At 54.1% G+C, this 25,725-nt stretch carries 26 protein-coding genes and 1 riboswitch; of the genes, 10 read left to right on the forward strand and 16 right to left on the reverse strand.

Annotation, left to right across the window (positions count from 1 at the left end; genetic code table 11):
• Nucleotides 1-11: 11 nt before the first annotated feature.
• The 11 genes from rpsA to miaB all read right to left on the reverse strand — a co-directional run bounded on the left by rpsA (nucleotide 12) and on the right by miaB (nucleotide 13,426).
• On the reverse strand, nucleotides 12-1,685 hold the full coding sequence (gene rpsA, locus TW80_RS07635; protein ID WP_084625726.1) for a 30S ribosomal protein S1: 1,674 nt from the start codon (nucleotides 1,683-1,685) through the stop codon (nucleotides 12-14).
• 479 nt (nucleotides 1,686-2,164) lie between these two features.
• Nucleotides 2,165-3,463, reverse strand: a complete 1,299-nt coding sequence (locus TW80_RS07640) for a hypothetical protein (protein WP_045996649.1) — start codon at nucleotides 3,461-3,463, stop codon at nucleotides 2,165-2,167.
• Between the two features lie 416 nt (nucleotides 3,464-3,879).
• Nucleotides 3,880-4,488 carry a (d)CMP kinase gene (cmk, locus tag TW80_RS07645; RefSeq protein WP_045996650.1) on the reverse strand — a complete coding sequence of 203 codons (609 nt, stop codon included), beginning with the start codon at nucleotides 4,486-4,488 and terminating at the stop codon, nucleotides 3,880-3,882.
• Nucleotides 4,485-5,837 carry a 3-phosphoshikimate 1-carboxyvinyltransferase gene (gene aroA / locus TW80_RS07650; protein ID WP_045996651.1) on the reverse strand — a complete coding sequence of 451 codons (1,353 nt, stop codon included), beginning with the start codon at nucleotides 5,835-5,837 and terminating at the stop codon, nucleotides 4,485-4,487. The genes cmk and aroA overlap by 4 nt, the downstream gene beginning before the upstream one ends.
• Before the next feature lie 102 nt (nucleotides 5,838-5,939).
• A complete protein-coding gene (gene trmB, locus TW80_RS07655; protein WP_045996652.1) occupies nucleotides 5,940-6,653 on the reverse strand; it encodes a tRNA (guanosine(46)-N7)-methyltransferase TrmB in 714 nt (237 codons plus the stop codon).
• A gap of 161 nt (nucleotides 6,654-6,814) precedes the next feature.
• On the reverse strand, nucleotides 6,815-7,996 hold the full coding sequence (gene metK, locus TW80_RS07660; protein ID WP_045996653.1) for a methionine adenosyltransferase: 1,182 nt from the start codon (nucleotides 7,994-7,996) through the stop codon (nucleotides 6,815-6,817).
• A 6-nt stretch (nucleotides 7,997-8,002) separates the two neighbouring features.
• A riboswitch (SAM-SAH riboswitch) is annotated at nucleotides 8,003-8,051 on the reverse strand.
• A gap of 33 nt (nucleotides 8,052-8,084) precedes the next feature.
• Complete coding sequence (gene lnt / locus TW80_RS07665) at nucleotides 8,085-9,566, reverse strand: apolipoprotein N-acyltransferase (protein WP_052700907.1); 1,482 nt, start codon at nucleotides 9,564-9,566, stop codon at nucleotides 8,085-8,087.
• Between the two features lie 4 nt (nucleotides 9,567-9,570).
• Entirely contained in the window at nucleotides 9,571-10,458 is an 888-nt protein-coding gene (locus TW80_RS07670; protein WP_045996655.1) for a CBS domain-containing protein, read from the reverse strand.
• A gap of 30 nt (nucleotides 10,459-10,488) precedes the next feature.
• Nucleotides 10,489-10,980, reverse strand: a complete 492-nt coding sequence (ybeY, locus tag TW80_RS07675) for an rRNA maturation RNase YbeY (RefSeq protein WP_045996656.1) — start codon at nucleotides 10,978-10,980, stop codon at nucleotides 10,489-10,491.
• Entirely contained in the window at nucleotides 10,977-11,990 is a 1,014-nt protein-coding gene (locus tag TW80_RS07680; RefSeq protein ID WP_045996657.1) for a PhoH family protein, read from the reverse strand. The genes ybeY and TW80_RS07680 overlap by 4 nt, the downstream gene beginning before the upstream one ends.
• Before the next feature lie 125 nt (nucleotides 11,991-12,115).
• Nucleotides 12,116-13,426 carry a tRNA (N6-isopentenyl adenosine(37)-C2)-methylthiotransferase MiaB gene (gene miaB / locus TW80_RS07685; RefSeq protein WP_045996658.1) on the reverse strand — a complete coding sequence of 437 codons (1,311 nt, stop codon included), beginning with the start codon at nucleotides 13,424-13,426 and terminating at the stop codon, nucleotides 12,116-12,118.
• Nucleotides 13,427-13,537: 111 nt separating this feature from the next.
• Between miaB and TW80_RS07690 the strand changes: the two genes are divergently transcribed.
• Entirely contained in the window at nucleotides 13,538-14,401 is an 864-nt protein-coding gene (locus tag TW80_RS07690; protein ID WP_045996659.1) for a glycosyltransferase family 2 protein, read from the forward strand.
• Here the strand turns inward: TW80_RS07690 and TW80_RS07695 are convergent.
• From TW80_RS07695 to irrA, 3 genes are all read right to left on the reverse strand, one after another.
• Complete coding sequence (locus TW80_RS07695; RefSeq protein ID WP_045996660.1) at nucleotides 14,361-14,885, reverse strand: REP-associated tyrosine transposase; 525 nt, start codon at nucleotides 14,883-14,885, stop codon at nucleotides 14,361-14,363. The two genes, TW80_RS07690 and TW80_RS07695, sit on opposite strands and share 41 nt — an antisense overlap.
• Nucleotides 14,886-14,947: 62 nt before the next feature.
• On the reverse strand, nucleotides 14,948-15,664 hold the full coding sequence (locus TW80_RS07700) for a hypothetical protein (RefSeq protein WP_052700908.1): 717 nt from the start codon (nucleotides 15,662-15,664) through the stop codon (nucleotides 14,948-14,950).
• 96 nt (nucleotides 15,665-15,760) lie between these two features.
• Complete coding sequence (irrA, locus tag TW80_RS07705; RefSeq protein WP_045996661.1) at nucleotides 15,761-16,177, reverse strand: iron response transcriptional regulator IrrA; 417 nt, start codon at nucleotides 16,175-16,177, stop codon at nucleotides 15,761-15,763.
• Between the two features lie 146 nt (nucleotides 16,178-16,323).
• On the opposite strand from irrA, the gene fabA reads away from it, so the two are divergent.
• The gene (gene fabA, locus TW80_RS07710) at nucleotides 16,324-16,833 is read left to right on the forward strand and encodes a bifunctional 3-hydroxydecanoyl-ACP dehydratase/trans-2-decenoyl-ACP isomerase (protein WP_045996662.1); all 510 of its coding nucleotides are present in this window, start codon (nucleotides 16,324-16,326) and stop codon (nucleotides 16,831-16,833) included.
• A 173-nt stretch (nucleotides 16,834-17,006) separates the two neighbouring features.
• Here fabA and TW80_RS07715 read toward each other — a convergent pair whose 3' ends face one another.
• The gene (locus TW80_RS07715; RefSeq protein WP_045996663.1) at nucleotides 17,007-17,558 is read right to left on the reverse strand and encodes a hypothetical protein; all 552 of its coding nucleotides are present in this window, start codon (nucleotides 17,556-17,558) and stop codon (nucleotides 17,007-17,009) included.
• 309 nt (nucleotides 17,559-17,867) lie between these two features.
• Between TW80_RS07715 and fabB the strand changes: the two genes are divergently transcribed.
• Both fabB and TW80_RS07725 read left to right on the forward strand, forming a co-directional pair.
• Nucleotides 17,868-19,097, forward strand: coding sequence for a beta-ketoacyl-ACP synthase I (fabB, locus tag TW80_RS07720; protein ID WP_045996664.1), 1,230 nt, complete (start codon nucleotides 17,868-17,870; stop codon nucleotides 19,095-19,097).
• A gap of 5 nt (nucleotides 19,098-19,102) precedes the next feature.
• Entirely contained in the window at nucleotides 19,103-19,906 is an 804-nt protein-coding gene (locus tag TW80_RS07725) for an enoyl-ACP reductase FabI (RefSeq protein WP_045996665.1), read from the forward strand.
• Between the two features lie 82 nt (nucleotides 19,907-19,988).
• On the opposite strand, the gene TW80_RS07730 is transcribed toward TW80_RS07725, so the two are convergent.
• Nucleotides 19,989-20,423 (reverse strand): FKBP-type peptidyl-prolyl cis-trans isomerase, encoded by a 435-nt coding sequence (locus tag TW80_RS07730; RefSeq protein WP_045997096.1) that lies wholly within the window; start codon nucleotides 20,421-20,423, stop codon nucleotides 19,989-19,991.
• 129 nt (nucleotides 20,424-20,552) lie between these two features.
• On the opposite strand from TW80_RS07730, the gene TW80_RS07735 reads away from it, so the two are divergent.
• Genes TW80_RS07735 through TW80_RS07760 form a run of 6 tightly spaced genes read left to right on the forward strand, consistent with a single transcriptional unit; the run spans nucleotide 20,553 to nucleotide 25,690 of the window.
• On the forward strand, nucleotides 20,553-21,230 hold the full coding sequence (locus tag TW80_RS07735) for a haloacid dehalogenase type II (protein WP_045996666.1): 678 nt from the start codon (nucleotides 20,553-20,555) through the stop codon (nucleotides 21,228-21,230).
• The gene (locus TW80_RS07740) at nucleotides 21,230-22,048 is read left to right on the forward strand and encodes an alpha/beta fold hydrolase (RefSeq protein ID WP_045996667.1); all 819 of its coding nucleotides are present in this window, start codon (nucleotides 21,230-21,232) and stop codon (nucleotides 22,046-22,048) included. Before TW80_RS07735 ends, TW80_RS07740 begins: the two co-directional genes overlap by 1 nt.
• Nucleotides 22,045-23,007, forward strand: coding sequence for a threonine ammonia-lyase (locus TW80_RS07745; RefSeq protein WP_045996668.1), 963 nt, complete (start codon nucleotides 22,045-22,047; stop codon nucleotides 23,005-23,007). Before TW80_RS07740 ends, TW80_RS07745 begins: the two co-directional genes overlap by 4 nt.
• Nucleotides 23,004-24,203 (forward strand): endonuclease/exonuclease/phosphatase family protein, encoded by a 1,200-nt coding sequence (locus tag TW80_RS07750; RefSeq protein ID WP_045996669.1) that lies wholly within the window; start codon nucleotides 23,004-23,006, stop codon nucleotides 24,201-24,203. The genes TW80_RS07745 and TW80_RS07750 overlap by 4 nt, the downstream gene beginning before the upstream one ends.
• Nucleotides 24,196-24,993 carry a 3-oxoadipate enol-lactonase gene (pcaD, locus tag TW80_RS07755; protein ID WP_045996670.1) on the forward strand — a complete coding sequence of 266 codons (798 nt, stop codon included), beginning with the start codon at nucleotides 24,196-24,198 and terminating at the stop codon, nucleotides 24,991-24,993. Before TW80_RS07750 ends, pcaD begins: the two co-directional genes overlap by 8 nt.
• Nucleotides 24,986-25,690 (forward strand): alpha/beta fold hydrolase, encoded by a 705-nt coding sequence (locus TW80_RS07760; protein WP_045996671.1) that lies wholly within the window; start codon nucleotides 24,986-24,988, stop codon nucleotides 25,688-25,690. Before pcaD ends, TW80_RS07760 begins: the two co-directional genes overlap by 8 nt.
• The last annotated feature ends 35 nt before the right edge of the window (nucleotides 25,691-25,725 follow it).

Genomic DNA, 25,725 nt, shown 5'->3' on the forward strand with positions numbered 1-25,725 from the left:
TAAGCGCTGACTTATTCGTCGCCCTTCAGCGCGGCACCCAGGATATCACCCAAGGATGCGCCGGAGTCAGAAGAACCGTACTGTTCGACTGCTTCTTTCTCTTCTGCGATTTCGCGTGCTTTGATCGACAGACCCAGCTTGCGTGTTTTGGAGTCGATGTTGGTGACGCGAACGTCGACCTTGTCGCCTACGCCGAAACGCTCTGGACGCTGTTCTGCACGGTCACGGGACAGGTCAGAACGACGGATGAAGGATTTCGCACCTTCATAGTCAACTTCGATGCCGCCATCTTCGATCTTGGTCACTTCTACAGTGATGACCGAACCACGCTTCACACCGCCAACAGCTTCTGCGAACGGATCACCGTCCAGTGCTTTGATGGACAGAGAAATACGCTCTTTCTCGACGTCAACTTCAGCAACCTTGGCTTTGACAACGTCACCCTTACGGAAATCGCCAATCACGTCTTCGCCGCGGCCTTCCCATGTCAGGTCAGACAGGTGAACCATGCCGTCGATGTCGCCAGGCAGACCAACGAACAGACCGAATTCGGTGATGTTCTTGACTTCGCCTTCAACCTCAGTGCCCTCAGGGTGTGTCTCAGCAAAGACTTCCCATGGGTTGCGCTGTGTCTGTTTCAGGCCAAGTGAAACGCGACGCTTTGCAGAGTCGATTTCCAGAACCATGACTTCGACTTCTTGCGAAGTAGACACGATTTTGCCTGGGTGTACGTTTTTCTTTGTCCAAGACATTTCAGAAACGTGCACCAGACCTTCAACACCAGCTTCCAGCTCAACGAATGCGCCGTAGTCAGTGATGTTGGTCACGCGACCTTGGTGAACAGAACCAAGGCTGAATTTCGCTTCAACAGCATCCCATGGATCGTCCTGCAGCTGTTTCATGCCAAGGCTGATACGGTGGGTGTCTTTGTTGATCTTGATGACCTGCACCTTGATCGTCTCACCAATTGTGAGGATCTCGGATGGGTGGTTCACACGGCGCCATGCCATGTCAGTCACGTGCAGCAGACCGTCAACACCGCCAAGGTCAACGAACGCACCGTATTCGGTGATGTTCTTGACGACACCGTCAACTTCTTGGCCTTCAGTCAGGTTGCCGATAACTTCGGCGCGCTGCTCGGCACGAGATTCTTCAAGGATTGCACGACGGGACACAACGATGTTGCCACGACGACGGTCCATTTTCAGGATCTGGAATGGCTGCTTTAGGCCCATCAATGGGCCCGCGTCGCGTACTGGGCGTACATCAACCTGTGAACCTGGCAAGAACGCAACAGCGCCGCCCAGATCGACAGTGAAACCACCTTTAACGCGGCCAAAGATTGCGCCATCGACGCGCTCTTCGTCAGCATATGCTTTTTCCAGACGATCCCAAGCTTCCTCACGGCGCGCCATTTCGCGGCTGATAACAGCTTCGCCTTTGGCGTTCTCAACTTGGCGCAGGAACACTTCAACAGTGTCACCAACAGCCAGTTCAGCGTCTTCACCTGGGTTTGCGAATTCTTTCAGATCAACGCGGCCTTCCATTTTGTAGCCTACGTCGATGATAGCTTGGCCAGCCTCGATCGAGATGACCTTACCTTTTACAACCGAACCCTCGGTCGGTGTGTCCATTTCGAAGCTTTCGTTCAAGAGTGCTTCAAACTCATCCATCAAATTTGCCATGTGGCGTCGTTTTCCTAACGTTTTGTTTATACGGGCCGAGCGGTTGTCTCCGCCGGTCTTTTGGGTTTCAGTTGGTCAAAGCGACCTTCATGGGCATAAAACAACAGGGCCGGTAATTCCCCGACCCCGCTCAAATCTCAAGCCCACACCTGTTCCGATGCTTCGACAGGGCGGCGTATAGGCCCGTTTGCCCAAGTTTGCAAGGAATTTTGACTCATTCCTCCCTATCAATCACACACCGTGCCCCACGTCGGGGTGGGTGCGAAGCGCCCTCCCGATGAAGGAGGATGAAGCCCGTCTTGGAAATGCTCCAGTGGACCATTTCAGGGGCGAACGGGCGGAGCCCCGGACCGGGCGCTGCCTTTGCATTCGCAAAGGCATATGATGCAGTTCAATCCAACGACAGCTTTGAGCCCTGTAGCACCGCGTACGAAGGTCGGATTCAGGACGGCTGGGCAAATCGCTTTAGAACCCGTGGCCTAAAACGACGAGTATAGCTGCAAAATTCGCTCAACCCACTCATCATCTGGCCCCAACATCGCACTTAGCCTCTGCCTAAACTCTACGGGATCAATCGGTTGGTCATATTTGGACGACAGTTCGACTAAATGATCAGTCGTCGGACTTTGGCTGGACACAATGCTTTCGAAAGACAGAAATTCGAAGGCAGCACGAGCGATAAACTGAGAAGAGACACCGAAGAATTCTCCTGTTTTATTGTCTAAGCATTGTATGGAGTACTGCTCATTCGGACGATACCTTACTTCCCTGTTTGGGGCTTCAAACCTTGAGGCTAATTTATGACCCTCTATAAATGCTAGGATATAGATCCTACCTTCTAAGAAACCTAAAAGGTGGTCGGGTTCGCGAATGCTGAGAATGAATGGTAAATACGCAGCCCATGCATGGCCGTTCTTAAAGTGATTTAGATCGAAGATCTCTGGGGTTTCCAGGTCCAGCCCTGCGAAAACTTCGTTTGGACAACTGTCGGTCCGCATCACCAGAAAACTCAAACCGTCTTCTGGCGTAATAGTAACATAGCCTCTTTCTAAAGCATTCCCGATAGCCTCGTTAATTACGTCACGGTGGTAACTCGGAGTTGAAGACGCAATGCGGCTGGTCTGTCCAGAAAAACCGCGAAAATCATCCGCACTGTTAGTGTCCAAGAAACTGTGTAGCTTTTCTAACTTGGCCTTCTGTCGCAACCCTCTTTGATTCAAGCGAGAACTGGTTTTTATTTCAATTGGGTAGGGGTCTGAGTTTCCTAACAGGCAAATGTCACCAAAACGGAGCGTATTGGTTAAGTCACATAGAATTGCTGGGACGTTGTTATCCAGAGCATCGTTGAGTACTTGAAGTTCCGCTTCCAATCCCTTTTTTCCTAATAAAGCACCTGCATCCTGTCTGACCTTATAGTCTTCCGTATCGAAGAACATGTGCTTGATCGCGAATGGGTCTAAGTAGACAAACGCCAAAGCATCACCAATGCTCTTCCAGACAAAAATCTGATCACGTTGGGCTTTGATATAACCATCAACTCTCTTGAGTTTACTCCGAATTTTTTTCGTTTCTGCCTTAGGAAGGCGTTGAGTTTTTAGTTGTTCTATTAATGACTTTTTGGATTCTCCATGTTGGGCAATCGCTGTTTCGGCACTAGTCAGTAGAGCAATCAGCTTTTCGTTGACCTGACGAACAGCTTCAATGTCATCTGGATTATCCTCAATATTGCGGACCAAATTGAGCAGCTCAATGAATGCTTTCCGTTTCCGGATGTACACTGCCTATCTCCTGATAGTTACTAATTTCACTGATAAAAGCCAAATATCCCTTACAATTGAGCTTCGGACAAGGTGAACTTTTCGATCTCGCCAGTTGTAGTTACACACCTGCAGCGAACGACTTATTTCCGCCGTTGCTGCGTTTCGTTGCAAGAACAGAAGGGAAAAGCAGCCCTTGGCCGTCAATCTGCTAAGGTCGGGTCACTCCGCACAGCCGACATTCACAAAACCCCAACAATCCTTAACGCACGCCTCATTAACCACACTCCCCACACCTCAAAACCACACTACCTGCCATACGCTATGCATACGCAAAACATACGCAATGCAGACTGCGTATTCCTCATATTTTCGGGGTAAAAACGCGCGTTAACCCGCCCGCACGTTGCGCGGGCGTGGCTCAGCACTCTACGGTGTTAACCTAATCGCGCCTGCACGATCTCAATCGCGCGTGCCACGGCCTGTTCAATCGTCATGTCAGATGTATCAATCAGCACGGCATCATCTGCTGGGATTAGGGGGGCTGTTAGGCGGCTGCGGTCGCGTGCGTCGCGCTCCTTCACATCCGCCAGAACTTGATCAAGCGTGATGTCCATCCCCTTGCCCGTCAGTTCTTTGAACCGCCGTTCGGCACGGCATTCCGCGCTCGCTGTCACAAACAATTTCGCGCCCGCATCGGGACAAATTACCGTCCCAATATCGCGGCCATCCAACACAGCGCCGCCATCACGACCCGCAAATTTCTGTTGAAAATCAACAAGCGCACTACGAACTTCAGGAATCACGGCAATCTCGCTCGCCGCTTGCGCAACTGCCGGAGTACGCAGGCTATCGTCCTCTAGATCAACAGGATCTAGCGCACGGGCCGCAGCAATCGGCTCAGCCCCTGCTAGCACTTTGGCACCCACAGCCCGGTACAGCAGACCAGTGTCTAGATGGGCAAAACCAAAATGCGCGGCGACAGCCTTGCTGATCGTACCCTTACCTGCCGCAGCGGGGCCGTCTATGGCGACGGTAAAGCTCACGCGTCGTCACGCACAAGCTGCGCACCAAGGTTCCCCATCAGTGTCTCAAAAATCGGGAAGGACGTCGCAATAGGTGAGCCGTCATCAACGGACATTGGCTTTTGTGTGGCCATGCCCATCACCATGAACGACATAGCAATCCGGTGGTCCAACACGCTGGCCACGGTCACACCGCCCGGCACATTGCCATGGCCTAGCCCGGTGACCTTCCACCAATCATCGCCCTCGTCCACTTGGACGCCAGCAGCGCGCAGCCCCTTGGCCATGGCATCAATACGATCACTTTCTTTGACACGCAGCTCCTTGACGCCCTGCATATCAGTCACACCCTCTGCAAAGGACGCGACAACGGAAAGCACAGGATATTCGTCGATCATGCTTGCCGCGCGCGCAGGTGGCACAGCGATGCCCTTGAGGTTAGGCGAAAACTTAGCGCGCAGGTCTGCGACAGGCTCGCCACCTTCCTCGCGCATGTTCTCATACGTCAGATCCGCGCCCATCTCTTGCAGAGTAGTAAACAGTCCCGCCCGCGTTGGGTTCAATCCGATATTTGGAACCAATACATCAGAACCCGGTGTAATAATCGCAGCGCAAACAGGAAACGCGGCTGACGATGGGTCGCGTGGAACCACAATCGTTTGCGCCTGCAGTTCAGGCTGACCATCAAGCGTAATCACACGCCCTTCATCGGTTTCCTCGACCGACAAAGTCGCGCCGAAACCTTGCAACATTCGCTCAGTGTGGTCACGCGTTGCTTCTTTCTCAATCACTACGGTCTGGCCGGGCGCATTCAACCCCGCCAGCAAGACCGCCGACTTTACCTGTGCAGAGGGTACAGGGACCACATAGCGGACAGGTACAGGCTCGGCCGCACCCGCCAAAGTCATCGGTAGCCGACCGCCATCGCGGCCAACGGCTTGGGTGCCAAACAGTGCCAAAGGATCAGTCACGCGGCCCATGGGGCGGCCATTCAGTGATGCGTCCCCCGTGAAGGTCACCGTGATTGGACAGGTCGCCATTGCCCCCATGATCAATCGCACACCCGTGCCAGAGTTCCCGCAATCAATTACCTGATCTGGCTCCGAAAATCCGCCAACACCGACGCCGTGAACAGACCACTCGCCAGCACCATGATCCGTCACTGTCGCGCCAAACGCGCGCATGGCCTTGGCCGTATCCAAGACATCTTCGCCTTCCAACAGGCCCGAAATCTTGGTTTCACCAACCGAAAGCGCACCCAAAATCAGGGAACGATGCGAGATAGACTTATCGCCGGGCACATTGGCCTCACCGCTCAAGGGGCCGCAAGGGCGTGATGTCATGGGGATAGGTGTGCCGTGGCCAGACATGAAGTTTTCCTTTACTTATCAAAGGCGGTTTAACGTAGCACCGCACGAGGGTCTACTCCTACCCTCGCTTTGTTTGAAATACTCCCGCCGGAGGCTTCAAATCTAAACGCGTCGGAACGTCAGATAATGGGGTGTTCGCCCCTCACGAAGCGCCTTTTGTTCATAGCGGGTTGAAATCCAATCGCCCCAAGGGGTGCGCCAATCGTCGGGTCGTTCGGCAAGCCAGTCAAACCCGTGGCGCGGCACTTGCTCGAGCGTTTGACGAACATAATCTGGAATATCCGTCGCAACGCGTAGTTCTGCACCGGGTTTCATCACACGGTGCAACGGCGCGAGGTGCTCGGGCGTGACAAAGCGTCGGCGGTGGTGTCGTTTTTTCGGCCAAGGGTCCGGGTAGTTCAGGAAAACTTTGCTCAGGCTGTGGTCTGGCAAGACATCGAACAAATCGCGTGCATCGCCGGGATGAACGCGCAGGTTATCGACATTGGCTTGGCGAATTTTCCCCAGCAGCATCGCAACGCCATTGATGAATGGCTCGCATCCGATCAAACCGACATCAGGATATGTCTCGGCCATATGAACCAGATGTTCTCCGCCGCCAAAACCAATCTCAAGCCAGACGTCTTGACCCGGAAAGACCGCGTTCAGATCGAGCGGGTTACGGTCAGGGTTTTCTTCCCAACTAATCGGCCCTGGGGACAATGGCCCCAAGTCATTCTCCAGATAATCATGCTGGCTCGCACGGATCGTTTTCCCGCGAAAACGGCCGTAGAAGTTGCGCCATGGGGCGCCGGACGGATGTCGATCATTTTTCATGGCGCTGCCTTAGCAAGCCTGCGGCAACAGCGCAATTACCTCAATTGGGCAGTCATGATGATAACGCCGCGTTTGCGTCGATTGTAACGGATAGCCACTCCCGGAAACGACAAAAGGGCGCCACGGATGGCACCCTTTCACAAATCCACTGACTACGCAGTTTAGACAGCCCGCTTGAGCTGCTCGACCAGATCAGTGCGTTCCCAGCTAAATCCGCCATCAGCATCTGGTTCGCGACCAAAGTGACCATAGGCAGCTGTGCGAGCATAGATAGGTTTATTCAGCCCAAGGTGGCTGCGAATGCCACGTGGGGTAAGGTCCATTACCTGCGCAACCGCACGTTCAATCTGCTCGGGGCTCACTTCGCCCGTACCATGTGTATCGGCGTAGATCGACAGAGGCTTTGCCACGCCAATCGCATAGCTAAGCTGAATGGTGCAGCGGCTGGCCATTCCCGCAGCCACGACGTTCTTTGCAAGATAGCGCGAGGCATAAGCCGCAGAACGGTCCACCTTGGTCGGATCTTTACCAGAAAAAGCACCACCGCCGTGCGGGGCGGCACCACCGTAGGTATCCACAATAATTTTGCGGCCGGTCAGCCCGGCATCACCATCGGGGCCGCCAATGACGAACTTGCCCGTTGGGTTCACCCACCATTCTGTTTTCGGCGTGATAAAGCCAGTGGGCAGGACCTCGCGAATATATGGCTCAACAATCGCGCGGATATCGTCGCTGGATTGGTCTTCGTCGCGGTGCTGTGTCGATAGCACGATCGAGGTGACCTCGACCGGTTTGCCGTCTTCGTAACGTACAGATACTTGGCTTTTCGCGTCGGGGCGCAATGTCGGCTGCTCGCCGGATTTGCGGACCTCTGCCAGTCGGCGCAAAATCGCGTGGGCGTATTGAATTGGCGCAGGCATCAGCGCGTCCGTTTCGGTGGTCGCGTAACCAAACATGATACCCTGATCGCCAGCACCCTCGTCTTTGTCGACGGCAGCATCGACACCCTGCGCGATATGCGCAGATTGTTCGTGCAGCAGATTGGTGATGTTGCAGGTCGCGTGGTGGAATTTATCCTGCTCGTAACCAATGTCTTTGATGCAATCGCGGGCGATATCTTCGATACGTCCCATGTAGTCCTTCAGCTTGGACTGATCAGAAAGACCAACCTCGCCACCGATAACAACCTGGTTTGTGGTCGCAAAGGTTTCACACGCTACGCGCGCTTCGGGTTCTTCTGCCAAAAAGGCATCAAGCACCGCGTCGGAAATGCGGTCGCAAACTTTATCGGGGTGTCCCTCGGAAACGGATTCCGAAGTGAACGTGTAGTTTTGTCGTGCCATGGGAAGTGCTCCATTAAATTAAACCTGCCACGTCAGGAAGCCGTTGTGACAGAACTAGCGTCGGGTCTATGCCTCAGGTGCGCGGGCGTCAATCTCTATCACGATGAAACTTCAGATAGAGTCCCAACGTTAATAAAGCGTTTACTAAGAAAACGAGCCAATCACCCCAGCGCGCATATATTGTTGCCTCTAACGCATCAGGCAGAGGCACATCTATCGCGTCATGCGTATTTAGCGGGATCGCGGCCCCTATCCGACCGTAGGGGTCTATCATAGCGCTGACACCTGTGTTGGCGACGCGCACCATTGGCAAACCTTGTTCGACCGCACGCAAGCGTGCTTGGGCGAGGTGCTGATAAGGCCCAGCAGCCTGACCAAACCATGCGTCATTGGTGATCAGTAACAGCATGCGTGGGCGCTCGGGAAAGGTCGTCACCTCTTCGGCAAATATCCCTTCATAACAAATCAAAGGCAGCGCGTTCCCAATGCCCGGCACAGTGACCATTGGGGTCCCCGTGCCACTGGCAAATCCATTCCCGTCAGTGGTGGCCAAACCGCGAATACCAAAGCGGCCGAGCAATTCGCCGCCAGGTATATATTCGCCAAATGGCACAAGATGCCGTTTGTCATAAACATCATGCACGGTGCCGCCTGCGCCCATCACCACGAGGCTATTGAAGTACCGCTGCATTTCGTCCCGGCGCTGTATGCCAAAGACCAACGGCGCGCCGCGCGCGGCCTCATCCAGCAGGCTAAGGTCAGACTGCACGTAGTTCAAAAGGAAGGGAACTGCCGTCTCGGGCCAGACGATAAGGTCGGGCACCGCACCGTCGCCAGTCATTGAGACCATTCGGTTAAGGAACATGTCGCGATAGGCAGGGTCCCATTTTTGATGCTGTGGTGCGTTTGGTTGTACCAAGCGGATGATGGGGCCGTCATCGGTGGTCTGCGGAGGCGGAACCATAATGAATGCCAAAACTGCCCATAGCGCCAAGATCGCAACCGCGCTGCGCCACATGCCTGTCGATAGGGCATAGACGGCCCATGCAATCGATACCGTCGCCAGCGTTAATAAATGAGGTCCGCCAATGGTGGCGATATGGACAAGGCCCGTGTCAATCCACACATGCCCCAGCAACGCCCACGGAAAGCCGGTAAACACAAGTGACCGGACAATTTCAGCCCAGATCAAACCGACACATGTCGCAAGCTCTGCTCGCCGGATGATCCGTGCACCCAAATAGCTGAATACGGCCCAAAATAACCCGGCTCCGGCAGCCATCAGGACAATTGCAAACGGGGCCATCCAGCCATGCCTGGCAATATCGACCAAGAAGGGTTCGATGATCCAGCGAAGGGAAAACGCGAAATACCCTGCACCAAAGGCCCAAGCATTCCACGCGATTGTTCTGCTGGTGGACGCTTTCGATTGCACCGCAAGAAAAGCGGCAAGAGCCAAGACAGTGATATACCACAAATCGTGCGGCGCCTGACCAAACCCAGCGAGTCCGCCCAACACAGCGAGCGCGACCCGACGATAAACGGCGGATCGCGCTAAAATAGCCCCCATTGGGTTAGGCATCGCCCGTACGTGTCAATCTGACGCGCAGACGCTTGATCCGGCGCGGGTCTGCATCAACGACTTCAAATTCAGGGCCGTCCGGATGCAAGATCACTTCGCCACGTGCAGGCAAGTCGCCCGACAACATTGTCACCAGCCCGCCCAGCGTATCGATTTCTTCTTCGTCGATTTCTTCGTGGTCCGTCAGCTTCATGCCGATTTCGGCTTCGAATTCCTTTAGCTCAGTCCGCGCCTGCGCCATATAGACGCCCGGCTTTTCCATGAACCAGCTTTGGGCCTCGTCGATGTCGTGCTCATCCTCGATCTCGCCGACGACCTGTTCGATCAAATCCTCAATCGTCAGCAATCCATCCGTACCGCCGTATTCATCAATAACCAGAGCCATGTGAATCCGCTCGGCCTGCATTTTTTGCAGTAGCACCCCCAAGGGCATTGATGGCGGAACATAGAGCAATGGTCGCACCATTGCGCGCACGTCCATATCAGGGCTGTCCCCGTTAAAGCCGTGACGCAGTGCAAAATCTTTGAGGTTGATCAATCCGACAGGTGTGTCCAGCGTTCCGTCATAAACAGGTAGACGGGTAAGACCGCAGTCACGAAAGACCTGCAGCAGATCGTCCTTTGAGATCGAGGCAGGCACAGCGACGATATCGGTTTTCGGAACGGCAACATCTTCTACCCGCTGACGCCGCAGGTTTAACATACCTAACACATAGTGTTTGGGTTGGCTGTCTTCAGAGACAACAACCTCATGCGCCTCTGACGTCGTTTGAGGCCAAAACACGTTACTGACACGCGCCCAAAAACCCGGAGTATTCACTTGTTGATCCAAATGCGCGCTTTGCGCTGCAATAGATGGACCCTCGTTATTGTCGCCCATTTCTTCCTTACCTATGGGGGCAAAATCGCCCTACGCTACCTTATATGGGTCAGAAATACCCAGCTTGCCAAGTATCTGCGTTTCTAAACGCTCCATCAACGCTGCGTCTTTGTCGCGTTCATGGTCATAACCAAGCAGATGCAAGACGCCGTGAATCAGCAAATGGGTCACGTGATCCTCGACGAATTTGCCCATCGCTGTAGCCTCTTTGATGCATGTTTCAAAGGCGATAGCGATATCACCTAGCTCTGCATCTTGGGGCAGTTCTGGCGGAATTGGGGTGCCTCCATCTTCGGCAGCAGCGCGTTCAGAAGACGGCCAGCTTAATACATTCGTCGGCGAAGGTTTGCCGCGAAAATCAGAATTGAGCACGGCGATCCGCTCATCAGAGCACGCGAGAATGCTTACTTCATAGGCCGAAGGATCAAAACCCAAATGGGTCAGCGTCACATCTTTGGCTGCTTTCGCAAGGCGATCAATATTATTCCAACGGATATCTTCAATTACACAGTCAACAGTCAATTCTCGTTATCTTTCTCATAGGCTTCAATAATTGCGGCAACCAATGGATGTCTGACAACGTCCTTTGCCGAAAAGTAGTTAAAACTAATTTTGGGGATGTTTTTAAGCAGACGCTCAGCATCCCAAAGTCCTGAATTGACACCGCGCGGTAGGTCAATCTGGGTGCGGTCACCCGTGATCACCATGCGAGAGCCTTCGCCAAGGCGTGTCAGGAACATTTTCATTTGCATTGTTGTCGCGTTTTGCGCCTCGTCCAGCACAACAAAAGCATTCGAAAGCGTGCGGCCACGCATAAAGGCCAGCGGTGCGATCTCGATCACTTTTTCTTCGATCATCTTGGCAGCTTGTTTGCCCGGCAGAAAATCGTTCAGCGCATCATAGAGCGGCTGCATATAAGGATCGACTTTGTCTTTCATGTCGCCGGGCAGATAGCCTAGCTTTTCGCCAGCTTCGACGGCGGGGCGCGACAGGATAATCTTATCGACGTGCCCGGAAATCAGCATATTCACGCCGACGGCAACCGCCAGATAGGTTTTACCGGTCCCTGCTGGCCCAATCCCAAACGCTAATTCGTTGTCGAACAGTGATTTTACATAGGCCTTTTGCGCGTCGGTGCGCGGTTCAATCAGTTTCTTGCGCGTCTTAATCTCAACCCGCGCGCCATCGCCTTTGAATAGTTCTTCTTGATCGGCAGGACCTGCGGGGCCGCGCACAGTTTCAGGGCCCATACGCAATTCGCGATCGATGTCGCCCGGATCCAAACTGCGACCCGCCTCAAGACGTCCATAGAGCGATTGCAAAACGTTATGCGCCGTCTGACGAGAGCCATCCTCGCCGATCACAGCAAGCTGGTTGCCGCGACGCACGATCTGCACACCTAGGCTATTTTCGATGGTGGTAAGGTTGCGGTCATATTCGCCGCAAAGGTCAATCAGCAGAAAATTGTCAGGAAACTCTAGTACGGTTTCAGTGACGGTATCGGCGGGTTGGGTCAGGGCACCTGTAGCCAAACGGCTCTCCTTTGAGTCTCTATGCCCCTATCGTGGCAAGGGAATGCTGCATGTGCAAGAAGAGTCATTCAATTGTGATGCAATTGACGGAAAAACCGCGCGGCCGAACAAATGTGCAGCAAAGCTTAGCTCAACAACTCACCTTTTAACGAGTTTGGACTGTCTTGCACGACTTTTACGCGGCGCACAGTGCCAAGTACGTCAGTCGGTGCCTCAGCATAGACGGCGTGCAAGTATTCTGATTTTCCAATCATCTGACCTGCTTCGCGACCTGCCTTTTCAAACAGGACCTTAACTTCGCGACCGACCATTGACGCTTGAGTGGCTTGCTGCTGTTCGCGCAACAAGGCCTGCAATCGCTGTAGGCGGTCGTTCATTACGTCGTCAGGCAGTTGCGGCTTTTCTGCGGCGGGCGTACCGGGACGTGTTGAATACTTGAATGAATAAGCCTGCCCGTAGTGGACATCCCGAACAAGCTGCATTGTATCTTCGAAATCTTCTTCGGTTTCACCGGGGAACCCAACGATGAAGTCGCCAGATAACAGCAAATCTGGGCGACCAGCGCGAATACGTTCGATCAACCGAACATAACCTTCGGCCGTGTGCTTGCGGTTCATAGCCTTGAGAATGCGGTCAGAGCCGGATTGCACAGGCAGATGCAGATAGGGCATCAGTTTTTCGCAGGTGGCATGGGCATCGATGAGCGCATCGTCCATGTCATTGGGGTGGCTGGTGGTAAAACGAATGCGCTCTAGACCATCAACTTTATCAAGTTCCCAGATCAAACCTGCCAAACCGCCATCGTGGCCGTGATAGGCGTTCACATTCTGTCCAAGCAGGGTGATTTCGCGCACGCCCGCTTCAACGAGCTCATTTGCTTCGCGAATGATGCGCTCAGCCGGGCGCGATACTTCGGCACCGCGGGTATATGGCACCACGCAAAAGGCACAGAATTTGTCGCAGCCTTCCTGCACAGTCAAAAACGCGGTTGGGCCACGTTTTGCCTTGCCGCGCCCTTTGAGGGTGGCAAATTTATCCTCTTCGGGGAAATCCGTATCCAGCGCCTTTGCGCCGGTTTGAACGGCATCGTCCATCGCTGGTAGGCGGTGATAGCTTTGCGGGCCGACCACCAAATCAACCATCGGCTGGCGGCGCATGATCTCTTCGCCTTCGGCCTGCGCAACACAACCAGCCACGCCGATTTTCAGATCGGGTTTTTCCGCTTTCAGACCCTTAAAACGCCCAAGTTCCGAATATACCTTTTCTGCTGCCTTTTCACGAATGTGACAGGTGTTGAGCAGAATCATATCCGCATCGTCTGGTGACTGCGTCTCAACATAGCCCTTGCCACCCAGCGCTTCGGCCATGCGTTCACTGTCGTAGACATTCATCTGACAGCCGTAGGTCTTGATATATAGCTTTTTGGGCTCTGGCATGATTGGCTCTTGGGTTTGGCGGGTTCAGGGCCTTCTAGCGACTTGTTGGTTCGCTTGCAATGCAAGGCATTTTGGCACAGTTTGCACCCACGACAACGGGATGCCAACACCATGCACTACAGCGACCTGCAATCAATGATTTCCGAAGGAAAACCCGTCCTATCCAAGGGGCCGATTGCGATCATTCTCATCGAAGATGGGATTGAGGTCGAGAGCACGATCGCGCATCACGTTGGCTTGGGCTTTCAGCACGTGCTGGTCTTTTGTGCTGCCGATTTTGGCCTGCCCGATAACTTACCCAAGAATGTGCACCGGGTTGATTTTGACGTAACAGCCGATGGGGCGCTGCAAGCGATCAATAATGCAGTGATCAAATGCGCCGCCAATCAATGGGTCTATTACTGTTACAACGCGGAATACCTCGTATTCCCATTTTGCGAGACCCGCAGCATCGGAGAACTTGTTGCATTCATGGCCGAGGAACGTCGCGATTGCATACAAACCTACACGGTGGATCTTTACGCACGCGACCTCGAAGAAACACCAAGCGCAGTTGATCGCGAAGACGCCTACTTCGATTCAACCGGATATTTTGCGCTCGCGCGCGAGGATGCGCTTGGGCAAACATTGGAGCGTCAGCTCAATATCTACGGAGGGCTGCGCTGGCGATTTGAAGAGCATATCGCGATCCCGCGCCAAAGGCTCGATCGTTCATCACTTTATCGCGTGATCCCCGGTCTGAAGATGCTACCTGACGGCGGTTTTTCAGAATATGAACACAACACGATTTCATGCCCTTGGCATAATAATATCACCGCTGCGACGGCATCGTTTCGCACAGCCAAGGCGCTTCGGCGCAACCCCGGTAGCCGCCACGACATCGCGAGTTTTCACTGGGAAAACTCTGAAAAATTTCAATGGCATTCCCAGCAGCTTATGGATTGGGGGATAATTGAACCGGGGCAATGGTTTTAGATGGCGGTGGATCAAGATCCACCCTTCGCCTTGCCAGCGACGAATAAGGCCAATCCAGCGGCTTGCGCACCAATCCGGCTGTCACGGGCGCAGTGATGATCAAATGCATATGTAGATCGTAATCCGCTTGGTCCCTAATCACATGTTCCCAAAATCGACGTTGCCATATGCCTTTTTCACCCGCGCGTAATTTTGTCTTTGTTGGTGAAATGGGCGGATCAACGTGACGCGAGAATGTCGATTTGATCAGACGCCAACGCTTTGAGTATTCGGTATCGCCAGGTGGCAGTGTCCAGATCATATGCATCTTGGCAGGCAGTATCACGGCTGCTTTAATCTGGAACGGCCAACGCCGTTTGCAGATGGCCGTCGCTGCGCGAAGCAAATCAATTTCCTCAGTCAAGAGAGTCGACTGTTTGTCCAGCAATTCAGCTGTAAAGAAATAGGTGCCACCAGGCACATAGCGTCGGCGATAATTTGACATATGTTTACAGTGCAGTGCATTGGTTAATGCGCCGTAAACCGTAGGGTGGATCTCGATCCACCTTACCTGAGCAGCGGATCTCTATGTTCAGCAACCCGATTGGCTAGTCGCACAAAGGCACTATCCGCCTTTCCTTTGACCAACCAAGACAGCCCAAACGCCCAAATTCCTATCGCTTCGAACCAAAAGACCAGATTATAGGCCGCGACCATCTGTCGTTGTTCAGGCGCACCCATGACCTTGGCATATGATGCCAGCGTAATCCCGATCAGAGCAGCCACAATAATGAGGCCACAGCCGATATATATCCGGCGGCGTAGCCTGTGACGTGTGCGAGCGAATTTGAACAGGCAAAACACCGCGAGCGAGCAGAAGAACACCAGCGCAGACGTATAGTGAAAAATCGGGCTTATGCCGATCCCAACCAGTTCTTGGGTCATCGTTGCGATCTCGGCCGTCGGGCTTTCATTGGGAAAGAGAGCCACACCAAAGGCCGCCACACCTGCAACTGTTCCGAGCCAATCATCATTGATGATATCACCCGGCACACGGCGGTAGCCACGATAGCATATCAAGAAAACGCCAATCGCGCAGAGCGTTCCAACGAAAATGTCGCGATAGGTTGTATGATAAAAATCACTGATCGAGGGCTCTATCCGACGAAAATCTAACAGTCCGCCGACCAGCAACACCATGGGCAGCGCCATTCCCAAAACCCCAAGCGCCGTCCGCACCCGGTGATAAGACAAAACCATTTCTTGACGCCGTGCTTCTGGCATATCTCTGCGCCCTATACATCTACTGAATAAGGGGCAACTTGGTTCAATATATGCGCAACCGCAAGCTGTGCAGCTGCGGTAATTTCTAGGTGTTGCTTACTTGCGGCGTAGCCGGATCACGACATCCACGGATGCGATCTCTGCACCTTCGGGGGCATGCGGCACGCGGGCAATCTCGAGCTGTTCAGCAGGGGCATCGGTCAAATGCGCGGTGTCTTCCCAGTAAAAATGGGGGTGATCCGTCATATTGGTATCGAAATAGCTTTTCGCTCCATCAACGGTAATCTCACGCATCAGACCAGCATCGCAAAAGGCGCGTAGCGTATTATAGACCGTCGCAAGAGATACCTTCTCGCCCGCAGAAGAAGCCGCATCAAACAGGCTTTCGGCTGTGACGTGCCGGTCCTGACCATCGCCTACCAGTAGGCTTGCCAAGGTCATACGTTGCCGTGTCGGGCGCAAACCTGCCCCCGAAAGCCAATCTGAACTGCGCTGTGTTACGATATCTGTCATAGTCGCCTATCCGCTGCCTGTCCCTATATATGGCAAGGAATGGGTATTTATCAAACGAATTTCCAATATTCCAGCCAGACTTGCCCTTACAAACCCCGCGATGATAGAGGTCTTGCGATACAGCAGCCAAGAATGAGACCACACAAATGGCAGACTACCCCACAAGTTTTGATAAAGACGATCTCTTGAAATGCGCCCGCGGAGAGCTATTTGGCCCCGGTAATGCGCAGCTTCCTGCCCCACCGATGCTGATGATGGATCGCATTACCGAAGTATCCGCTGACGGCGGCGCGCACGGCAAAGGGCATATTGTCGCAGAATTCGATATCACCCCTGATCTGTGGTTCTTTGACTGCCATTTCCCCGGCAACCCAATCATGCCCGGCTGTCTGGGTCTTGATGGCCTATGGCAGCTGACTGGCTTTAACCTTGGCTGGCGCGGCTGGCAGGGGCGCGGATACGCATTGGGCGTTGGCGAAGTCAAACTGACAGGCATGGTCCGCCCTGACCGCAAAATGCTGACCTACAAAATCGACTTCACCAAAGCGATTCAAACCCGCCGCCTGACAATGGGTGTCGCCGACGGCATCGTCGAAGCCGACGGTGAAGTGATCTATCAAGTCAAAGACATGAAAGTCGCGCTGAGCGAGAGTTAAGGTTTAGGCCTAACGCTGGTTTGATTGATCGGCGTTAGGCTGTTTTACAAGATATAAAGGTCTGCTTTGCGGACGAAGCTGTCGTTCGCTGCTCTCATACCAATGCCCGGTTCGATGCAAGCGCAGGGAGTTGGCTAAGTGGCCACCGTCGATAGTGGACACTGAGGGTAACTTTAACCGACACCGCGCTCAGATAGTGCAGTCTCGAGCACTGGGTCTGCCATAAGCTCTTTCAGTACTTCCATTGCCCTTACACGACGATTGCGAACACGAAGTAACGGCTCAAGAAGTATGATGCGTGTGCGACCGTTACGTGGATTGCGGACAATGTCGACGACTGCATCGAAGCGCTTGGGCTGATATAGCCGGAGAAGTGCATTGGCGAGCATCTCTTTCGCGTCCGATTCCTGTACAGGCAATGCGCCGTCGCTGAATGGTAATGCTTGATTTGGGGTTTGGGTGTAAATTTCGGCAATATCGGGCCATGCGTTCAGTGTGTGTATGTTTTTTGTGTAGTAAAACGCTTCGGCCATTATGGCCCTTGGCAGATCATCATACGCCATCTGGAGATGGGCAAAGATAATCGGAAGGCCGATTGGATAGTCCTCTTTGTGCAAAAGGTGTATTTCGCCCGTGTTTTTAAATCGAACACCAGCAGCCAACAGGTCCGCCTTGAGTGGTTCCAGAGCCTTGTCGATGCGAGCCATACGCTCAGAAATCTTCATTTGATCAAACCGTCGTATCCTTGGTATGTGCCTCTCTTGGCCTTCATAGTTCCACGGAGGCAACTCCTCAATCCTACTGATTTGGTGATCAACGACATGCGTCACGCGATACTTTCAGTATTGCAGGATCAATAGCGGCCATTCGTTCATCGCGCAGTCTTCAGTCGCTTTGGGCTCCAAGCGGTCATTCGCGTAAAAGCTATCAACCCACATCAAACTTGTCACCGACACCACACCCAAACCTTACCTGCTTGCCCCCGCCCCCACTGCTGCCGTACAAAGCCTTAGCAGTATAAAGGGAGTGCGCTCATGCGTCGCGTGGTCATTACAGGTTTGGGGATTGTCTCTCCGATTGGGAATAGCGCTGAAGAGGTGAAGGCTTCTTTAAAAGCGGGGAAATCCGGGATCGAAGCCTCGCCCGAGATGGCAGAGCATGGCTTTCGCAGCCAGATCGCGGGCACCGTAAAAATTGACATCAAAGAACACGTCGATAAGCGCGCATTGCGTTTCATGGGGCCGGGTGCGGCCTATGCCTATATCGCGATGGGGCAAGCTATCGCCGATGCGGGTCTGGATGACGACACTGTGTCGAACGTGCGCACTGGCCTTGTTGCTGGCTCTGGTGGGCCATCGACGTCTGCGATGTTCGCTGCACATAACGTGGTGACCGAAACTGGCGCGACTAAACGCATCGGGCCGTTTGCTGTGCCTAAATGCATGTCTTCGACGATCTCCGCGAACCTGTCGACCCAGTATAAGATCAAGGGCATCAACTACTCCATCACATCCGCCTGTTCGACCAGCCTGCACTGCATCGGCAACGCAGCCGAACAGATCATGATGGGCAAGCAGGACGTGATGTTCGCGGGCGGCGGCGAAGAACTGGACTGGACGCTGTCCTGCCTATTCGACGCAATGGGCGCGATGTCTTCGAAATATAACGATACCCCTGAAAAAGCCTCCCGCGCGTTTGACGCAAACCGCGATGGTTTTGTAATCGCAGGCGGTGGTGCGATGCTAGTGCTCGAAAGCCTTGAGCACGCCCAAGCACGCGGCGCAAAAATCTACGCCGAAGTCACTGGCTATGCCGCGACATCCGACGGCCACGACATGGTTGCCCCATCGGGCGAAGGCGGCGAACGCGCAATGCGCTTGGCACTGGAGACCCTGCCAGAGGGCCGCAAAGTCAGCTACATTAACGCGCATGGCACATCGACACCCGTGGGTGATGTTGGCGAAATCGAAGCCGTCCGCCGGGTATTTGGCGAAGGCAGCACGCCCCCCGTGTCGTCGACAAAATCCATGACCGGACACAGCCAAGGTGCGACTGGTGCATCTGAGGCCGTCTATTGCCTGTTGATGCTGCAAGATGACTTTATCGCGCCATCAATTAACGTCGAAACGCTCGACCCAGCGCTTGATCCTGCTGAAATCGCGACTTCCTTGGTTGAGAACGCAGAACTTGATACTGTCATGACCAACTCTTTTGGGTTCGGCGGTACAAACGGTTCGATGTTGTTGTCCAAATTTAAAGGCTAAATCGTATGACAATATCCTTAGAGGGCAAACGCGGCTTGATCATGGGGGTCGCGAACGATCGCTCAATTGCTTGGGGGATCGCCAAAGCAATGCATGACGCTGGCGCAGAACTTGCATTTACTTATCAAGGTGAAGCTTTTGGTTCGCGACTTGCGCCCTTAGCGGCGACGGTCGGCTCTGATATCCTCGTAGATGTGGACGTTACCGATGATGCCAGCATGGACGCCGCTTTCGATCTGATCAAAGAGAAATGGGGCAAGCTCGACTTCGTCGTTCACGCAATTGCCTACTCCGATAAAAACGAACTCGCCGGGCGTTTTACCGAGACAACCAGAGCGAATTTTCAAAATTCGCTCGCGATCTCCTGTTATTCGTTTATCGACGTTGCAAAACGTGCGGCAGAGCTCATGCCCGATGGCGGCACCCTACTGACCTTGACCTACCAAGGGGCAAATCGGGTGACCCCATTCTACAACGTCATGGGCGTCGCAAAGGCCGCATTGGAAAGCGCAACGCGCTATTTGGCGAATGATCTTGGCCCACAAGGCATCCGCGTCAATGCGATCAGCCCCGGCCCGATGAAAACGCTTGCTGGCGCCGCAATCGCTGGTGCACGTCGGACATTTAAACATACGCAGCAAAATGCACCAATGCGCGAGAATGCATCGCTTGAGGCAGTCGGCGGCACCGCCGTTTATCTGGCGTCTGATGCAGGGGCCTTTACATCAGGTGAGATCATTCGCGTTGATGGCGGCTTCCATGTGTTGGGAATGCCGCAACCCGATAATTTGGTTATGCCACAGTCATAATACTGCGACGGGAACCGATGGTATTGGGTAGATACCGGAGATTATGGGCACAGACGTTTACAGCGTCTGTGCCTATTTATTTTTAGGCTGCGTCGATACCAACCATTTCGATGGCAAATGTCAGGTCTTTGCCAGCAAGCTGGTGGTTCGCGTCCAAGGTGACTTCGGTTTCTGTCACCTCAGCGATAAAGACCTGCACCACCTGCCCTTGCGGTGTCTGCATTTGCAACTGCGTTCCGACCTCAAGCGGAATGTGATCAGGGATGCTACCACGTGGGACGGCTTGGCGCGCTTCTGAATTGGTCTCGCCATACGCTTGTGCACAGGGAACTTCGACAGTTTTCTTATCGCCAACTTCCATGCCCGGAATCGCGCGATCAAGTCCCGGAATAATCTGACCAGACCCCACCACGAACTCAAGCGGATCGCGTCCTTCTGAACTGTCGAACACCTCACCTGATTTGAGTGTACCAGTATAATGGATTCGAACCGTGTCGCCGGTCTTTGCTGTGCTCATGAGCATTTCTTTCATTGATTTTCCCGAGTGTGCCCTAGCTACGCGGGCAGGTCGCCGTTTGTAAACCTGTTTCCCTCTTTTCGTTCGTTGAACTGCGTGCAACGGTGCCCCTATATCGGGAGGACACAGATGACGACGCTGACATGTATCTTTGACGCCTACGGAACCCTGTTTGACGTCAATGCTGCGGCGCAAGTCGCAGCACAAGACCCCGCCCATGCGACATTAGCTGCAGTATGGCCCGCATTGGCAGCCGATTGGCGGGCCAAGCAGCTAGAATATAGCTGGCTTCGCGCAATCGCGGGGCAACACTGCGATTTTTGGCAGGTGACCCAAGATGGATTAGATTGGGCGCTCGAAGCACATGACATTAATGATCCAGCAATACGCGAGCGGCTGCTAGAACTCTATTGGGAACTGCCAGCCTACAAAGAAGCCGCGAATGTATTGCGCCAGATCAAAGATCGCGGTGTCCAGACAGCTATCCTTTCAAACGGGAGTCCGCGCATGCTGCAATGCGCCGTCAAATCTGCTGGGATCGACACATTGCTGGATGAAGTTCTATCTGTCGAAGATGTGGGTATTTTCAAACCTGCAGATCAGGTCTACGATATGGTTGGCGCACGATTTGGTGGCGCAAAAGACTCAGTTTTATTTGTATCTTCAAATGGTTGGGATGTGGCTGGCGCGGCTGGCTTTGGGTTTCGCACGGTGTGGGTTAACCGCCAGGCGGCCCCGCAAGATCGGCTCTTTGCCAAACCGCATCACGTTGTTTCAGACCTAACCAAAATACCGGAGCTCATCTGATGCCATATTACACCTCAAAGGATGGTTTATCCCTGCACTACACGGATGAAGGCGCGGGCCTGCCTGTTATTGCTCTGGCTGGGCTAACCCGAAATGGGGCAGACTTTAACCACATCGCTCCGCGCTGGCCGACACGACTGATCCGGCCCGATTATCGCGGGCGTGGAAAATCGGCTTGGGCCGATCCGGCGACCTATACAATTGACCACGAGGCGGTGGATGTCTTGTCACTGATGGACCACCTTGAACTAGACAAGGCCGCCATTTTGGGAACTTCGCGCGGCGGATTTATCGGGATGACGCTTGCCGCGCGGGCCAAGGACCGGCTGCTTGGGGTCGCGTTGAACGATATCGGCCCCGAACTGCAAGCGGAAGGCCTAAGCACCATCATGGATTACGTCGGCCGAAACCCGGTGCAAAAAACCTACGCGCAGGCCGCTGATGCACGGGCACGGATGTGGACCCAATTTGAAGGGGTGCCGATGTCACGTTGGCTGGCCGAGGTGCAGGGACATTATCAGGAAACCCCACAAGGGCTGGTCATCCGCTACGATCCCAAGCTTCGTGATGCTATTCTGGCCGCCGGGGCAGAGCCCCTACCCGACCTATGGCCGCTGTTTGATGCAACGCAAGATTTACCGCTCGCGCTAATCCGTGGTGCAAATTCTGACCTTCTATCCCCTGAAACCGCAGATGAAATGGCCCGCCGACGCCCGGACATGATCCGCACAGATGTGCCCGGACGCGGACATGTACCCTTCCTTGACGAACCACAATCACTGACTGCCTTGCTTGCTTGGCTGGAGAAAATGAAATGAACTTTGAAATGATTTGCGACGCGGCGAAGCGCATTGACGGGCACGCGCGCAAAACGCCGATCCTCTCGTCGCCGTTTTTGGATGAGATCGCAGGGCGGCGTGTCTTCGTCAAAGCGGAATGCCTACAGCATACAGGATCATTTAAGTTTCGCGGCGCTTGGTCCGCGGTGTCCGCCCTATCCCCGGAACAGATCAAGGCTGGCGTCATTGCATTTTCAAGCGGCAACCACGCCCAAGGGGTCGCGCTCGCGGCGCGCGAACATGGTGCACCGGCGGTCATCATCATGCCGTCCAATGCCCCGGCCATCAAAATCGCGAATACCCGCGCGCTTGGTGCAGAGGTCGTGCTTTATGACCGCGCGACCGAAGATCGGGACGCATTGGGCGCACAGCTAGCCGCAGAGCGTGGGCTGAATCTGATCAAGCCGTTTGACGAACCATTGGTCATCGCGGGCCAAGGCACATGTGGCCTTGAAATCGCCGAAGAACTGGGAACGCTTACAGCGGATGTGATGGTTTGCTGTGGTGGAGGCGGTCTGACCTCTGGCATTGCGCTGGCGCTGGCCGAAAAAGCACCGGGTCTTCGTGTTCGCCCCGCAGAGCCAGAAGGTTTTGATGATGTGAAGCGTTCCTTGCAAAGCGGCAAGATTGAACGCAACGCAGCATTGGACGGCTCGCTATGCGATGCAATTGCGACGCCACAACCGGGTGACATCACATTCCCAATCCTCAAGAAACATTGTGGGCCCGGCGTCGCTGTCTCCGAAGACGAATGCCTGCGCGCAATGGGCGTCGCGTTTGAACGGCTTAAGATCGTTGTTGAACCCGGTGGCGCGGCGGCGCTGGCGGCAGCGCTATACCATCCTGACGAATTCACGGGCGATGCGGTTGTCGCTGTGGCTACAGGTGGTAACGTAGACCCTTCTATCTTTAAACGCGCACTGGACACGCTTGTATGACCCGTTTCACGATCGCCAGCTTTAACGTCAAAAACCTGATCGAACCCGAGCAGGAATACTATAAATTCGAAGAATACACGCCCGAAGAATACGCGTGGAAACGTGCTTGGCTGGCCGACCAACTGCTGACAATGAATGCAGATATTGTGTGTTTTCAGGAAATCTTTAGCGAAAACGCGCTACGCGATGTTGTTATCGAAGCGGATGAATTGGGTATGGCGGCAAATGCGGCGAATATCCCAGACCGTTCTAAACGATATGCCCGCAAGGCGATCTTTCGCAAACTCGCTTATGAGCCCTACACACAAGCAACCCTTGCATTTGCCCCCAACAGCTTTGACGGTGGCCCGGGCCAAAGGCGACCCGGCGTTGCGATACTGTCGCGTTTTGGATTTGTCGGGCAACCTGACGTAATCCAAGATTTGCCCGAACCTCTTGAGGTGCCATTTAGTGACATCGACGGCACGGATGGCGGAAGCTACACAATCAAACGACTCAGCCGCCCCATTCTAAAGGTGCGTATTCCCGTTGGTGACGCGGTGGTGACGGTGTTCAACTGCCACCTGAAATCTAAGTTGGGTGAATTCCCACGCGTGGATGGCTCGGCCACCCCCCCTGCCGCAGATCTGGTCAACTATGACCCTGCCGCGCGCGCGATGGGTTCGCTCCGTGCCGCGCTGCGCCGCATGGCCGAGGCATGGGTGCTACGCAACGAGGTGCTCAAGGAGCTAGAGGCAGGACACCCCGTGATGGTTTTGGGTGACTTTAACGATAGCGAAACTGCGGTATCGTCCGAAATTATCACTGGCGAAGCCCCATTCAAAAACTACGCTTGGATGCGCCGCCACGATGCGCAAACCAAACGCGACCGATATTCCGACGCCGAAAACGAGATTATCCAAGAAAAGATCAGCAAGGTACGCCTTTTCTCGGCGGAAAAGTTGTTCGTCCGAAAATCGCTGCGTGACATGGTTTATACCTCAGCCTTCGGTGGGGTATTCGAAAGCATCGACCAAATTCTGATGTCGCGGCATTTCCATCCCGATCATTCTCGCAAGATTGGCGAAATGGAATACTTCAGCGTGCTGAACGATCACCTAACTGACGGCTCACACCCAGAGGCCCCCTATAATAAGCTCGCGTCCGACCACGGGCAAATTATGGCACATATGGTAATCGGCGACCCCGATGCCTGAGACCAAAATTGTCGCGCGTGACGGCGTGTCGCTGCATGCCGTTGCACAGGGGCCAACTGATGGCCCGGCTATCGTATTTGCGAATTCACTTGGCACCGACCTGCGGCTTTGGGACGATGTTGTAGAACTGCTACCCGCTGAGCATCGTATCATTCGCTATGATATGCGTGGGCACGGCAAATCCGATGTCCCCGAGGCACCCTATTCCATGGGCCAATTGGTCAGCGATGCCGAAACCATCTGTGACACCTTTGAGTTAAGTGATGTCCTGTTTGTCGGGTTATCTGTCGGCGGCATGGTCGCGCAAGGATTGGCCGTCAAACGCCCGGATTTGATCCGTGGATTGGTCTTGTCCAATACAGCCGCCAAGATTGGGAACAACAAACTCTGGCAAGATCGGATTGCCGCAATTCATAAATTGGGAATGGATGCCGTTGCCGATGACGTCATGAAACGATGGTTTTCGCGCGGGTTTTATGCCTCGCCTAATATCGCTCCGTGGCGCGAGATGTTCTGCACCACCCCGGTCGCTGGCTACACTGGCGTTTGCGCGGCAATTGGCGGCACAGATTTCTATACGCCGACCAGCGGGATTCGCGTTCCGACGCTTGGGATCGCTGGCTCCGAGGATGGCGCAACACCACCTGATCTGGTTCGCGAAACAATTGATCTGATTCCGGGATCGCAGTTCACGCTAATGCGGCGTAGCGGACACCTGCCTTGCGTCGAAGCCCCAGAGGGCTATGCTAACCTATTGAAGCAATTCATTAAGGACATTCGCCATGCCTGAATTTTTGTTGATCCATGGATCGTGCCATGGGGCGTGGTGCTGGGATGATGTCATCCCCCACTTGCAAGCCGCGGGTCACAAAGCGCGGGCAATTGATCTTCCTTCGCACGGCCAAGATACGACCCCGCCGCAAGATGTTACTCTCGATCTTTATGCAAAGGCGATTGTAGATGCGATCCAAGACCCCGTCGTTTTGGTCGGGCATTCCATGGCGGGCTATCCCATAACAGCAGCGGCCAACCTTGCTCCTGATAAGATCAGCAAGCTGATTTACCTCTGCGCCTATGTGCCATCCAACTGTAAGACGCTGGCAGAGATGCGCCGTATGGCCCCATCGCAACCGTTACTCGACGCGATTATCGTGGACGAAGACCGCGTGACATTCTCGGTCGATCCAGCCCAAGCGACTGCAAAGTTCTATCACGACGTTGCCCCCGAGCGCGCCAAATGGGCCGTTGGCAACCTAGGACCGCAGCCAATTCTGCCCCAAGAAACGCCTCTATCGCCCGCACATGATTTGCCAGTGCATTACATCCGCTGCACCGATGATCGCACAATTCCGCCTGCGTTTCAGGTCACGATGACCCAAGATTGGCCCACCAGCGATGTGACGGAGATGGCAACTTCGCATTCGCCGTTCTTATCCCAACCCCGAGCGCTGGCAGAGCAACTCATCCGCGCTGCAACGCAATCGTAATAATAAGGCTTGCAATCGGGCAGGCTCGCGCCAAT

This window comes from Loktanella sp. S4079 (assembly GCF_000967725.1).
Classification (GTDB): Bacteria; Pseudomonadota; Alphaproteobacteria; order Rhodobacterales; family Rhodobacteraceae; genus Yoonia.